Raw genomic sequence first — 14,020 nt, 5'->3', positions numbered from 1 at the left:
ATGTCAATTAAAACAATTAAGTATTTCTCAACAATCATTGTAGCGGTAGTTGCGGTTCTTGCCGGATGGTGGCTGTGGAATTATTACATGCAATCTCCGTGGACACGCGACGGGAAAATACGCGCAGAACAGGTTTCTATCACCCCTCAGGTGTCGGGACGTATTGTTGAGCTGAATATAAAAGACAACCAGCTGGTTAACGCGGGGGATCTTCTGCTCACGATCGATAAAACGCCCTTTCAGATCGCCGAGCTGAACGCGCAGGCTCAGCTGGCGAAAGCGCAATCTGACCTCGCAAAAGCCAATAACGAAGCGAATCGTCGTCGTCATCTCTCACAAAACTTTATTTCTGCCGAAGAACTCGATACCGCTAACCTCAATGTTAAAGCGATGCAGGCCAGTGTTGATGCCGCACAGGCGACGCTGAAACAGGCACAATGGCAACTGGCGCAAACGGAAATTCGCGCCCCGGTGAGCGGATGGGTGACTAATCTTACTACCCGCATCGGCGATTACGCTGACACCGGGAAACCGCTGTTTGCTCTTGTCGATAGCCACTCGTTTTACGTCATTGGTTATTTTGAAGAAACCAAGTTGCGCCATATCCGCGAAGGTGCACCAGCACAAATAACCCTCTATAGTGATAACAAAACGTTACAGGGTCACGTTTCCAGTATCGGTCGGGCGATTTATGATCAGAGCGTTGAAAGTGACTCAAGCCTTATTCCGGATGTGAAACCTAACGTCCCCTGGGTTCGCCTCGCCCAACGCGTTCCCGTCCGCTTTGCGCTGGATAAAGTCCCAGGCGATGTCACGCTGGTGTCGGGCACCACCTGTAGCATTGCCGTAGGTCAATAATGAACGCATCGTCATGGTCCTTGCGCAATTTGCCCTGGTTCAGGGCCACGCTGGCGCAATGGCGTTATGCGTTACGCAATACCATTGCCATGTGTCTGGCGCTGACGGTTGCCTATTATTTAAATCTGGATGAACCCTATTGGGCGATGACCTCGGCTGCCGTGGTTAGCTTTCCCACCGTTGGCGGTGTCATCAGCAAAAGCCTCGGACGCATCGCTGGCAGTTTGCTCGGAGCCATTGCGGCACTGCTTCTTGCCGGACATACGCTCAATGAGCCGTGGTTTTTTCTTTTGAGCATGGCGGCGTGGCTTGGCTTTTGTACCTGGGCCTGTGCGCACTTCACGAATAATGTCGCGTATGCATTTCAACTGGCGGGCTACACGGCTGCCATCATCGCCTTTCCGATGGTTAATATTACTGAGGCCAGCCAGCTGTGGGATATCGCTCAGGCGCGCGTTTGCGAGGTGATTGTCGGTATTTTGTGCGGCGGCATGATGATGATGATCCTGCCGAGCAGTTCCGATGCTACTGCCCTTTTAACCGCATTGAAAAACATGCACGCCCGATTACTGGAACATGCCAGTTTACTCTGGCAGCCTGAAACAACCGATGCCATTCGTGCAGCACATGAGGGGGTGATTGGACAGATACTGACCATGAATTTGCTCCGTATCCAGGCTTTCTGGAGCCACTATCGTTTTCGCCAGCAAAACGCACGCCTTAATGCGCTGCTCCACCAGCAATTACGTATGACCAGTGTCATCTCCAGCCTGCGACGTATGTTGCTCAACTGGCCCTCACCGCCAGGTGCCTCGCGAGAAATTCTCGAACAGTTGCTAACGGCGCTCGCCAGTTCGCAAACAGATGTTTACACCGTCGCACGTATTATCGCCCCGCTACGCCCGACCAACGTCGCCGACTACCGGCACGTCGCCTTCTGGCAGCGACTACGTTATTTTTGCCGCCTTTATCTGCAAAGTAGTCAGGAATTACATCGTCTGCAAAGCGGTGTGGATGATCATACCAGACTCCCACGGACATCCGGCCTGGCTCGTCATACCGATAACGCCGAAGCTATGTGGAGCGGACTGCGTACATTTTGTACGTTGATGATGATTGGCGCATGGAGTATTGCATCGCAATGGGATGCCGGTGCCAATGCATTAACGCTGGCAGCAATTAGCTGCGTACTCTACTCCGCCGTCGCAGCACCGTTTAAGTCGTTGTCACTGCTGATGCGCACGCTGGTGTTACTTTCGCTATTCAGCTTTGTGGTCAAATTTGGCCTGATGGTCCAGATTAGCGATCTGTGGCAATTTTTACTGTTTCTCTTTCCACTGCTGGCGACAATGCAGCTTCTTAAATTGCAGATGCCCAAATTTGCCGCACTGTGGGGGCAACTGATTGTTTTTATGGGTTCGTTTATCGCTGTCACTAATCCCCCGGTGTATGATTTTGCTGATTTTCTTAACGATAATTTGGCAAAAATCGTTGGCGTCGCGTTGGCGTGGTTAGCGTTCGCCATTTTGCGTCCAGGGTCGGATGCTCGTAAAAGCCGTCGTCATATTCGCGCGCTGCGCCGGGATTTTGTCGATCAGCTAAGCCGCCATCCAACACTGAGTGAAAGCGAATTTGAATCGCTCACTTATCATCACGTCAGTCAGTTGAGTAACAGCCAGGATGCGCTGGCTCGCCGTTGGTTATTACGCTGGGGTGTGGTGCTGCTGAACTGTTCTCATGTTGTCTGGCAATTGCGCGACTGGGAATCGCGTTCCGATCCGTTATCGCGAGTACGGGATAACTGTATTTCACTGTTGCGGGGAGTGATGAGTGAGCGTGGCGTTCAGCAAAAATCACTGGCGGCCACACTTGAAGAATTACAGCGGATTTGCGACAGCCTTGCCCGTCATCATCAACCTGCCGCCCGTGAGCTGGCGGCAATTGTCTGGCGGCTGTACTGCTCGCTTTCGCAACTTGAGCAAGCACCGCCGCAAGGTACGCTGGCCTCTTAATTACTTAATCACACCACAGGCATAGCGTTCACCGCCACCACCCAGCGGTTTAGGTTGATCGGACATACTATCGCCGCCAACGTGGACCATCAACGCCTTGTCTTTGATTTCATCCAGTGATTTCAGACGAGGCGCGATGACGGCATCGGTGGCTTTGCCGTCATTATTGACGACCAGTGCAGGCAGATCGCCTAAATGCCCGGCACCTTCTGGCCCTTCATGTTTACCGGTATTTTGTGGATCAAGATGCCCGCCTGCGGATTCCGCGGCGCTGGCTTTGCCATCTTTGGTGGCTGGCTGGCAGCTTCCTTTGGCATGAATATGGAAGCCATGTTCACCGGGAGGTAATGCTTTCAGATCGGGCGAAAACTCCAGACCTTTATCGGTTTCAGTAATGGTAACGCTACCAATTGACTGCCCAACCCCTTGCGACGTGACGAGGTTCATCTCGACTTTTTCACTGGCAGCTTGTGCGCCGGTCGCAACAACCAGCGCCAGAATGGCCAGACTAAAACGTTTCATAGGACCTCCGTTCATTGTGCATTCCTGAATAAGTGTAAACTAGTGACACATTTTTGAACGGCGGCTATTCCTAAAAGTGCTTACGGTACGTCGTAACCCAGTGCCGCTTTACGGATACGAAACCATTGTTGACGGGTCATTTTCAGTGTTTCTGCTTCGACAGCTGCCCGTACGCGCTCAATTTTACCTGAGCCGATAATTGGCAGCGGCTGCGACGGTAAACGTAATACCCAGGCGTAAACCACCTGTTCAATCGAGCCCGCGTTTAACTCCTCCGCCACCACAGCCAGTTCATCACGCAGCGGCTGGAAATAATCATCATTAAACAGACGACCACCACCAAGGCAGGACCACGCCATCGGACGAACACGCAGTTGTTGCAGTTGGTCGAGCGTGCCATCCAGCAGTAACGGCTGATGTACCGGGGATATTTCCACCTGATTAGTGGCAAGGGTAAACGGCAGGCGTGATTGCAACAGGGCAAATTGCGCGGGCGTGAAGTTGGATACGCCAAAATGGCGCACTTTGCCGCTCTGATGCAGATGTTTAAACGCGTCCGCCACTTCATCGGCATCCATTAACGGGTCTGGTCGGTGGATTAACAGCAGATCCAGATGATCGGTCGCGAGATTAATTAGCGACTGTTCGGCGCTCTTAATGATGTGATCGCGGTCAGTGATGTAATGACCAATGACGTTTTCTTCACGCGCGGTCGTCGCGATACCGCATTTACTGACGATTTCCATCCGTTCACGCAGGTGAGGAGCCAGTTTCAGCGCCTCGCCAAACGCCGCTTCGCACTGATAGCCACCATAAATATCAGCATGGTCCACGGTGGTCACGCCGAGATCCAGATGCTCTTCAATAAAACTGACCAGCTGGCGGGCGGACATATTCCAGTCCATCAATCGCCAGTAGCCCATCACAAAACGGGAAAACTCCGGGCCTTGCGGCGCAATAGTAATACGCTGAACCATAATCGCTTCCTCTTATCAGATATGAGAGGAGTATACGCAAGATTAGGCTCAAAAGAGTGATGGTTGCTCCGGTTCGTCTGATGACGCTGGCTTATTTGCGCGTAATTTGCGCATTAATCGCTGCCGACAAAGGCGCAGCACCTCTTGTTTTTCGCCATCGCTCATTTTATTCCAGTTAAAACGCTCATCCCGACTACGAAAACAGCCGCGACAAAACCCGCGTTCGTCAGACTGGCAAATTCCCCGGCACGGGCTCTGGACGGGAAAGAACTCTAATTGCTCCGCCACTTCGCCCTCCTCAAAATAAGATTATTACCATTATTGAAGCTGTTAATGCCCAAAGTAGCAACTTTGCTTGCACTAGACCGACTGGTCTACTACACTCCAACGCATGAACAAACACACCGAACATGATACTCGCGAACATCTCCTGGCGACGGGCGAGCAACTTTGCCTGCAACGTGGATTCACCGGGATGGGGCTAAGCGAATTACTAAAAACCGCTGAAGTGCCGAAAGGGTCCTTCTATCACTACTTTCGCTCTAAAGAAGCGTTTGGCGTTGCCATGCTTGAGCGCCATTACGCCGCATATCACCAGCGACTGACTGAGTTGCTGCAATCCGGCGAAGGTAACTACCGCGACCGCATACTGGCTTATTACCAGCAAACACTGAACCAGTTTTGCCAACATGGAACCATCAGTGGTTGCCTGACAGTAAAACTCTCTGCCGAAGTGTGTGATCTGTCAGAAGATATGCGTAGCGCGATGGATAAAGGCGCTCGCGGCGTGATCGTTCTGCTCTCGCAGGCGCTGGAAAATGGCCGTGATAGCCATTGTTTAACCTTTTGTGGCGAACCGCTGCAACAGGCACAAGTGCTTTACGCACTATGGCTGGGTGCGAATCTGCAGGCCAAAATTTCGCGCAATTCCGAGCCACTGGAAAACGCGCTGGCACATGTAAAAACCATTATTGCGACGCCTGCCGTTTAGCAGGCATTTTTTATCACCAGACGACCGGGAGCCTTTATGTCATCTGAAAAACTGTATTCCCCACTGAAAGTGGGCGCGATCACGGCGGCAAACCGTATTTTTATGGCACCGCTGACGCGTCTGCGCAGTATTGAACCGGGTGACATCCCTACCCCGTTGATGGCGGAATACTATCGCCAACGTGCCAGTGCCGGTTTGATTATTAGCGAAGCCACGCAAATTTCTGCCCAGGCAAAAGGGTATGCTGGTGCACCTGGCATCCATAGTCCGGAACAAATTGCCGCATGGAAAAAAATTACCGCTGGCGTTCATGCTGAAAATGGTCATATGGCCGTACAGCTGTGGCACACCGGACGCATTTCTCACGCCAGCCTGCAACCTGGCGGTCAGGCACCGGTAGCGCCTTCCGCACTTAGCGCGGGAACACGTACTTCTCTGCGCGATGAAAATGGTCAGGCGATCCGTGTTGAAACATCCATGCCGCGTGCGCTTGAACTGGAAGAGATTCCGGGTATCGTCAATGATTTCCGTCAGGCCATTGCTAACGCGCGTGAAGCCGGTTTTGATCTGGTAGAGCTCCACTCTGCTCACGGTTATTTGCTGCATCAGTTCCTTTCTCCTTCTTCAAACCATCGTACCGATCAGTACGGCGGCAGTGTGGAAAATCGCACGCGACTGGTGCTGGAAGTGGTCGATGCAGGGATTGAAGAATGGGGGGCCGATCGCATTGGCATTCGCGTTTCGCCAATCGGTACTTTCCAGAACACGGATAACGGCCCGAATGAAGAAGCCGATGCACTGTATCTGATTGAACAACTGGGTAAACGCGGCATTGCTTATCTGCATATGTCAGAACCAGATTGGGCGGGGGGTGAACCGTATACTGATGCGTTCCGCGAAAAAGTACGCGCCCGTTTCCACGGTCCGATTATCGGCGCAGGTGCATACACGGTAGAAAAAGCCGAAACGCTGATCGGCAAAGGGTTAATTGATGCGGTGGCATTTGGTCGTGACTGGATTGCGAACCCGGATCTGGTCGCCCGCTTGCAGCGCAAAGCTGAGCTTAATCCACAGCGTGCTGAAAGTTTCTATGGCGGCGGTGCGGAAGGCTACACGGATTACCCGACGCTGTAATCCAACATTGCGAGCGGCGCAAAGCCGCCGCTATACTAAAACAACATTTTGAATCTGTTAGCCATTTTGAGGATATAAAGATGCGTCTTCTTCATACCATGCTGCGCGTTGGCGATCTGCAACGCTCCATCGATTTTTATACCAAAGTGCTGGGCATGAAACTGCTGCGTACCAGCGAAAACCCGGAATACAAATACTCACTGGCGTTTGTTGGCTACGGTCCGGAAACCGAAGAAGCGGTGATTGAACTGACCTACAACTGGGGCGTGGATAAATACGAACTCGGCACTGCTTATGGTCACATCGCGCTTAGCGTTGATAACGCCGCTGAAGCGTGCGAAAAAATCCGTCAAAACGGGGGTAACGTCACCCGTGAAGCGGGTCCGGTAAAAGGCGGTACTACGGTTATCGCGTTTGTGGAAGATCCGGACGGTTACAAAATTGAGTTAATCGAAGAGAAAGACGCCGGTCGCGGTCTGGGCAACTAATCTCCTGCCGGGCGTGAACTCATCGCGCCCGCATCTTTACTGCATCGACAAGTAATATTTGTCATAATGCGCGCTGCAATTTATCCGTATTAAGAGAATCAGATGTCCGATAACGCTCAACTTACCGGTCTGTGCGACCGTTTTCGTGGTTTTTATCCTGTTGTGATCGATGTTGAAACAGCCGGATTTAACGCCAAAACCGATGCGCTGCTTGAGATTGCCGCCATCACCCTGAAAATGGATGAACAAGGCTGGCTGATGCCGGACACCACATTACATTTCCACGTCGAACCATTTGTCGGCGCAAATTTGCAGCCAGAGGCCCTCGCCTTCAACGGCATTGACCCGAACGATCCCGATCGCGGCGCGGTCAGCGAATACGAGGCGCTGCACGAAATTTTTAAAGTTGTACGTAAAGGCATTAAAGCGAGCGGCTGTAACCGCGCCATTATGGTGGCGCACAATGCCAATTTTGATCACAGCTTTATGATGGCCGCCGCAGAACGCGCCTCGCTGAAACGTAACCCGTTCCACCCTTTCGCCACTTTTGACACTGCTGCACTTGCCGGGCTGGCACTCGGACAAACCGTATTGTCAAAGGCTTGCCAGACCGCTGGCATGGACTTCGACAGCACCCAGGCGCACTCCGCGCTGTACGACACCGAACGCACTGCTGTGCTGTTTTGTGAAATCGTCAACCGCTGGAAACGTCTGGGAGGCTGGCCACTACCTGCCGCCGAAGAGGTGTAATCGAGTCGATGCCTGATGACATGCAATGATTCAGGCATCTATAGTGAGGCTATTCCACGCATCATGCATGATATTCACGGGGAATAGCGTTAATGGCAGATAATCTAAACCCTTCATCGCCCCTGCCGGACGTGTTTTCACCGGCGACCCGCGACTGGTTTCTTCGCGCCTTTAAACAGCCGACCGCTGTCCAGTCACAAACCTGGCATGTGGCGGCGCGAGGCGAACATGCGCTGGTGATTGCACCGACTGGCTCCGGGAAAACGCTGGCAGCATTTCTCTACGCCCTCGATCAGCTCTTCCGCGAAGGCGGCGAAGATACCCGCGAGGCGCATAAGCGTAAAACCTCACGCATTCTCTATATTTCACCGATAAAAGCCCTTGGCACCGACGTTCAGCGCAACTTGCAGATCCCGTTACAGGGTATTGCCGATGAACGGCGGCGGCGCGGCGAAACGGAAGTCAATCTTCGCGTGGGGATCCGTACTGGCGATACGCCTGCACAGGAACGCAGCAAACTCACCCGTAATCCGCCGGATATTCTGATCACCACACCCGAATCACTCTATCTGATGCTGACCTCCCGCGCGCGCGAAACGCTACGCGGCGTCGAAACGGTAATTATTGATGAAGTCCACGCGGTAGCGGGCAGTAAACGTGGTGCGCATCTGGCGTTAAGTCTGGAGCGGCTCGATGCGCTGCTCCACACCTCAGCACAGCGAATTGGCCTTTCTGCCACTGTGCGTTCAGCCAGCGATGTGGCAGCATTTCTTGGCGGCGATCGCCCGGTTACGGTAGTCAACCCGCCCGCAATGCGTCATCCGCAGATACGGATTGTCGTACCGGTCGCCAATATGGATGATGTCTCATCGGTCGCCAGCGGCACTGGCGAAGACAGCCATGCTGGCCGGGAAGGCTCCATCTGGCCATATATTGAAACGGGTATCCTTGATGAAGTGTTGCGCCATCGCTCGACCATTGTCTTTACTAATTCGCGGGGACTGGCGGAAAAACTGACGGCACGATTAAATGAGCTTTACGCCGCACGCTTACAGCGTTCCCCGTCTATCGCCGTTGATGCGGCCCATTTCGAGTCGACCTCCGGCGCAACCTCTAACCGTGTACAAAGTAGCGACATTTTTATTGCCCGCTCACACCACGGCTCCGTCTCTAAAGAACAACGAGCAATCACCGAACAGGCGCTGAAATCGGGTGAATTACGCTGTGTGGTCGCAACCTCCAGTCTCGAACTGGGGATTGATATGGGCGCGGTGGATCTGGTGATTCAGGTGGCAACGCCGCTTTCTGTTGCCAGTGGGTTACAACGCATTGGACGTGCCGGACACCAGGTAGGAGGTATCTCCAAAGGGCTGTTTTTCCCCCGAACCCGGCGTGACTTAGTCGATTCCGCAGTCATTGTAGAGTGTATGTTCGCAGGCAGGCTGGAAAACCTGACACCACCGCATAATCCACTCGACGTCCTTGCGCAGCAAACCGTTGCCGCCGCGGCGATGGATGCATTACAGGTAGACGAATGGTACTCCCGCGTACGCCGTGCCGCACCGTGGAAAGATCTGCCAAGACGTGTTTTTGACGCCACGCTGGATATGCTTTCCGGGCGCTATCCCTCTGGCGATTTTTCTGCTTTTCGCCCCAAACTGGTCTGGAACCGGGAGACCGGGATATTGACCGCCCGACCTGGCGCTCAGCTGTTGGCGGTTACCAGCGGTGGCACCATTCCGGATCGTGGCATGTATAGCGTGTTATTACCCGAAGGTGAAGAACAGGCCGGTTCGCGGCGGGTGGGTGAACTGGATGAGGAGATGGTATATGAGTCGCGGGTGAACGACATTATCACTCTCGGCGCTACCTCATGGCGGATCCAGCAAATCACCCGCGATCAGGTGATTGTGACTCCTGCTCCGGGTCGTTCTGCCCGGCTCCCCTTCTGGCGTGGTGAAGGTAACGGACGTCCGGCAGAATTAGGCGAGATGATCGGCGATTTTCTCCATTTACTGGCGGATGGCGCGTTCTTTTCCGGGACTATTCCCCCGTGGTTGGCAGAAGAAAATACGATCGCCAATATTCAGGGGTTGATTGACGAGCAGCGCAACGCGACGGGCATCGTTCCGGGGAGTCGTCATCTGGTCCTCGAACGGTGCCGTGATGAAATTGGTGACTGGCGTATTATTTTGCACTCTCCCTATGGAAGACGGGTGCATGAACCCTGGGCGCTGGCGATTGCCGGGCGAATACATGCACTATGGGGCGCTGACGCGTCTGTGGTTGCCAGTGATGACGGCATTGTTGCGCGCATTCCTGACACCGATGGTAAATTGCCCGATGCCGCGATTTTTTTGTTTGAACCAGAAAAGTTGCTGCAAATTGTCCGCGAGGCGGTAGGCAGCTCGGCACTTTTCGCCGCCCGTTTTCGCGAATGCGCCGCGCGGGCATTATTAATGCCGGGCCGCACGCCGGGCCATCGCACCCCGCTCTGGCAACAACGGCTGCGCGCCAGTCAGTTGCTGGAAATCGCTCAGGGATATCCAGATTTTCCGGTCATTCTCGAAACCCTACGCGAATGTCTGCAAGATGTTTATGATCTTCCCGCGCTGGAACGTTTGATGCGTCGCCTGAATGGTGGCGAAATTCAAATATCCGATGTAACGACCACTACGCCCTCGCCTTTCGCCGCCAGTTTATTGTTCGGCTATGTCGCGGAATTTATGTACCAGAGCGATGCCCCGCTGGCAGAGCGCCGGGCATCCGTACTGTCGCTGGACAGCGAGTTACTGCGCAATCTACTCGGACAGGTCGATCCGGGGGAATTACTCGACCCGCAGGTCATTCGCCTGGTGGAAGAAGAGTTGCAACGACTGGCTCCTGGCAGAAGAGCGAAAGGTGAAGAAGGATTGTTCGACCTACTGCGCGAACTGGGGCCAATGACCGTTGAAGACCTGGCGCAACGGCATACAGGCAGCAGTGAAGAGATTGCGTCGTATCTGGAAAATCTTCTTGCAGTAAAACGAATCTTCCCGACGATGATTAGCGGGCAGGAGCGTCTTGCCTGTATGGATGATGCCGCCAGGCTGCGCGATGCCCTCGGCGTACGACTACCAGAGTCACTGCCAGAGATTTATTTGCACCGAGTCAGTTACCCGCTTCGCGACATCTTTCTGCGCTATCTCCGGGCTCATGCTCTTGTCACGGCTGAACAACTGGCTCATGAGTTTAGTCTCGGTATTGCCATTGTCGAAGAGCAACTTCAGCAACTGCGCGAACAGGGTCTGGTGATGAATCTGCAACAAGACATCTGGGTGAGCGATGAAGTATTTCGTCGTCTGCGTTTGCGCTCGCTGCAAGCCGCCAGAGAAGCGACACGTCCCGTTGCGGCCACGACCTATGCGCGATTGCTGCTGGAACGTCAGGGCGTATTACCCGCCACCGATGGTAGCCCGGCACTCTTTGCCTCAACATCGCCAGGCGTTTATGAGGGCGTGGATGGCGTCATGCGGGTGATCGAACAGCTTGCCGGAGTCGGTTTACCCGCCTCACTCTGGGAAAACCAGATCTTGCCTGCCCGCGTACGCGACTATTCGCCAGAAATGCTCGATGAATTACTGGCAACCGGTGCGGTTATCTGGTCGGGGCAAAAAAAGCTGGGTGAAGATGACGGCCTGGTGGCACTGCATCTACAGGAATATGCCGCAGAATCGTTCACTCCCGCCGAAGCGGATCAGGCGAATCGTTCGGCGCTGCAGCAAGCGATAATCGCTGTTCTGGCTGACGGAGGAGCCTGGTTTGCACAACAAATCAGCCAACGGATACGCGATAAAATCGGCGAATCGGTTGATCCCTCGGCACTGCAAGAGGCGTTATGGGCGCTGGTCTGGCAAGGCGTCATCACCAGCGATATTTGGGCACCGTTACGCGCTCTCACCCGCAGCAGTTCCAACGCACGCACCTCAACTCGCCGCAGTCACCGGGCTCGTCGTGGGCGTCCTGTCTATGCACAACCCGTCTCGCCGCGGGTATCTTACAACACACCAAATCTTGCTGGACGCTGGTCGTTATTGCAGGTGGAGCCACTAAACGATACCGAAAGGATGCTGGCGCTGGCGGAAAATATGCTCGACCGCTACGGCATCATCAGTCGTCAGGCGGTGATAGCCGAAAATATCCCTGGCGGGTTTCCATCGATGCAAACGCTTTGTCGAAGTATGGAAGACTCCGGGCGAATTATGCGAGGTCGTTTTGTAGAAGGTCTGGGGGGTGCGCAATTCGCTGAACGTCTGACTATTGACCGATTGCGCGATCTGGCGACACAAGCCACGCAAACGCGCCACTATACACCAGTGGCGCTCTCCGCCAACGATCCGGCTAATGTGTGGGGAAATCTTCTGCCCTGGCCTGCACATCCGGCAACGCTGGTTCCAACGCGTCGGGCGGGTGCGCTGGTGGTCGTTTCTGGCGGCAAATTGTTACTCTATCTGGCGCAAGGCGGCAAAAAAATGCTGGTCTGGCAGGAAAAAGATGAATTACTCGCCCCAGAGATTTTCCAGGCGCTGACCACCGCACTGCGTCGCGAACCACGGCTGCGCTTTACGCTAACAGAAGTGAATGATCTACCGGTCCGGCAAACGCCGATGTTTACGCCGCTGCGTGAGGCGGGATTTTCAAGTTCGCCACAAGGGCTGGATTGGGGATAGATAAAGAACTGACGGATGCCCGTTCGCATCCGTCAGTACTGCAGGACGGATTATTCCGCGTCCGGCTCTTCAGACTTGTATTTAGCGGCAGTTTCTTTGATCAGCTGCTGCAGTTCACCACGCTGATACATTTCGATCACGATATCACAACCGCCGACCAGCTCGCCGTCAACCCACAGTTGCGGGAAGGTCGGCCAGTTAGCATATTTCGGCAGTTCCGCACGAATGTCCGGATTCTGCAGAATATCAACATAGGCAAAACGTTCGCCACATGCGGCAAGCGCCTGGACTGCCTGGGCAGAGAAACCGCAGCTCGGCAGTTTCGGTGAACCTTTCATGTACAGCAGGATCGGGTTTTCAGCAATCTGGCGTTGGATTTTTTCGATAGTGGTGCTCATTGTCTTGCTTCCTCAAACTTCTTTACGGCAGTAATCTGACATTGTAGCGGGTCAGTGCGGCATCGGAAAATAACATTTTCATCACGCTTTTGCTATTTTATCCCTTTGCTCTATTTGTTGCATTTCAAATATTCGTTTCTTCCCTGACGCAAGGCAAACTGGCGTATTTATGACCATTTTTAGCTTTCACTGCTGCATTTTTTTGCGCTCGCCAACGAAACGTATTTTTTAACAATAAAAGCTATTAACTTTCTCTTCTTCTATGCATTAGAATCATCAAGTTTTGTAAATCAGACGCAGGCATGATAGACCTGCCTTAACAGAGGGACGCTCAGTGGCGCGGATAAACCGTATTTCGATCACGCTCTGTGCTTTACTTTTTACCACCCTGCCTTTAACGCCTATGGCCCATGCTTCAAAGCAAGCCAGGGAGAGTTCTGCTACCACTCATATCACCAAAAAAGCAGATAAAAAGAAAAGCACGGCAACCACCAAAAAGACCCAGAAAGCCAGCCAGAAAACAGCGAAAAAAGCCGCCAGTAAAAGTACGATCAAAAGCAAAACCGCTTCTTCCGTTAAAAAATCTTCCATTACCGCTTCTAAAAACGCCAAAACTCGCAGCAAACACGCCGTCAATAAAACGGCCTCAGCCAGCTTTACCGAAAAGTGTACCAAACGTAAGGGCTATAAATCGCATTGTGTGAAAGTCAAAAATGCCGCGTCAGGAACTCTTGCCGACGCGCACAAAGCGAAGGTGCAAAAAGCCACGAAAGTGGCAATGAATAAACTGATGCAGCAAATTGGTAAGCCATATCGTTGGGGTGGCAGCTCACCGCGTACCGGTTTTGATTGCAGCGGCCTGGTTTATTACGCTTATAAAGATTTGGTGAAAATTCGTATTCCGCGTACAGCGAATGAAATGTATCACCTGCGTGATGCAGCACCTATCGAACGTAGTGAGCTGAAAAACGGCGACCTGGTCTTTTTCCGTACTCAGGGACGCGGTACAGCCGATCATGTCGGCGTGTATGTCGGCAACGGCAAATTTATTCAGTCACCGCGTACGGGTCAGGAAATTCAAATCACTTCTCTCAGTGAAGACTACTGGCAGCGCCACTATGTTGGCGCTCGCCGGGTAATGACCCCAAAAACACTTCGCTAAAACTTTACCCTGTTGTTAC

The 14,020-nt window shown here is 53.2% G+C and carries 12 protein-coding genes; 8 read left to right on the top strand and 4 right to left on the bottom strand.

The annotated features are described in order from the left end of the window. Together ACJHYR_RS00610 and ACJHYR_RS00605 are read left to right on the top strand one after the other, a co-directional pair. A complete protein-coding gene (locus tag ACJHYR_RS00610; protein WP_001300356.1) occupies positions 1–858 on the top strand; it encodes an HlyD family secretion protein in 858 nt (285 codons plus the stop codon). Beyond that, positions 858–2,870 (top strand): FUSC family protein, encoded by a 2,013-nt coding sequence (locus tag ACJHYR_RS00605; protein ID WP_021564404.1) that lies wholly within the window; start codon positions 858–860, stop codon positions 2,868–2,870. The genes ACJHYR_RS00610 and ACJHYR_RS00605 overlap by 1 nt, the downstream gene beginning before the upstream one ends. Here ACJHYR_RS00605 and sodC read toward each other — a convergent pair whose 3' ends face one another. From sodC to ACJHYR_RS00590, 3 genes are all read right to left on the bottom strand, one after another. After that, positions 2,871–3,392 carry a superoxide dismutase [Cu-Zn] SodC gene (gene sodC / locus ACJHYR_RS00600; RefSeq protein WP_001306106.1) on the bottom strand — a complete coding sequence of 174 codons (522 nt, stop codon included), beginning with the start codon at positions 3,390–3,392 and terminating at the stop codon, positions 2,871–2,873. A gap of 80 nt (positions 3,393–3,472) precedes the next feature. Then, positions 3,473–4,369, bottom strand: a complete 897-nt coding sequence (locus ACJHYR_RS00595; protein WP_000250656.1) for an aldo/keto reductase family oxidoreductase — start codon at positions 4,367–4,369, stop codon at positions 3,473–3,475. Positions 4,370–4,417: 48 nt separating this feature from the next. Beyond that, the gene (locus tag ACJHYR_RS00590; RefSeq protein WP_000840481.1) at positions 4,418–4,657 is read right to left on the bottom strand and encodes a DUF1289 domain-containing protein; all 240 of its coding nucleotides are present in this window, start codon (positions 4,655–4,657) and stop codon (positions 4,418–4,420) included. A 103-nt stretch (positions 4,658–4,760) separates the two neighbouring features. On the opposite strand from ACJHYR_RS00590, the gene nemR reads away from it, so the two are divergent. The 5 genes from nemR (at position 4,761) to ACJHYR_RS00565 (ending at position 12,441) form a co-directional block, all read left to right on the top strand. After that, the gene (gene nemR / locus ACJHYR_RS00585; RefSeq protein ID WP_001032943.1) at positions 4,761–5,360 is read left to right on the top strand and encodes a DNA-binding transcriptional regulator NemR; all 600 of its coding nucleotides are present in this window, start codon (positions 4,761–4,763) and stop codon (positions 5,358–5,360) included. Between the two features lie 36 nt (positions 5,361–5,396). Next, complete coding sequence (gene nemA / locus ACJHYR_RS00580) at positions 5,397–6,494, top strand: N-ethylmaleimide reductase (RefSeq protein WP_042028998.1); 1,098 nt, start codon at positions 5,397–5,399, stop codon at positions 6,492–6,494. Between the two features lie 80 nt (positions 6,495–6,574). Further along, the gene (gene gloA / locus ACJHYR_RS00575; protein WP_001237796.1) at positions 6,575–6,982 is read left to right on the top strand and encodes a lactoylglutathione lyase; all 408 of its coding nucleotides are present in this window, start codon (positions 6,575–6,577) and stop codon (positions 6,980–6,982) included. 102 nt (positions 6,983–7,084) lie between these two features. Beyond that, on the top strand, positions 7,085–7,732 hold the full coding sequence (gene rnt, locus ACJHYR_RS00570) for a ribonuclease T (RefSeq protein WP_001282281.1): 648 nt from the start codon (positions 7,085–7,087) through the stop codon (positions 7,730–7,732). Between the two features lie 92 nt (positions 7,733–7,824). Further along, positions 7,825–12,441, top strand: a complete 4,617-nt coding sequence (locus ACJHYR_RS00565; RefSeq protein WP_042029000.1) for an ATP-dependent helicase — start codon at positions 7,825–7,827, stop codon at positions 12,439–12,441. Between the two features lie 50 nt (positions 12,442–12,491). Here the strand turns inward: ACJHYR_RS00565 and grxD are convergent, their stop codons facing one another. Then, positions 12,492–12,839, bottom strand: coding sequence for a monothiol glutaredoxin 4 (grxD, locus tag ACJHYR_RS00560; RefSeq protein ID WP_000108172.1), 348 nt, complete (start codon positions 12,837–12,839; stop codon positions 12,492–12,494). A gap of 334 nt (positions 12,840–13,173) precedes the next feature. On the opposite strand from grxD, the gene mepH reads away from it, so the two are divergent. Next, positions 13,174–14,001, top strand: a complete 828-nt coding sequence (gene mepH, locus ACJHYR_RS00555) for a peptidoglycan DD-endopeptidase MepH (protein WP_000101181.1) — start codon at positions 13,174–13,176, stop codon at positions 13,999–14,001. Positions 14,002–14,020: the final 19 nt, after the last annotated feature.

This window comes from Escherichia sp. WS1450, from assembly GCF_046487395.1.
GTDB classification, from domain to species: Bacteria; Pseudomonadota; Gammaproteobacteria; order Enterobacterales; family Enterobacteriaceae; genus Escherichia; species Escherichia coli.
The sequence above is the reverse complement of the archived record's forward strand: the minus strand, read 5'-3'. Positions and strand labels throughout refer to the sequence as shown.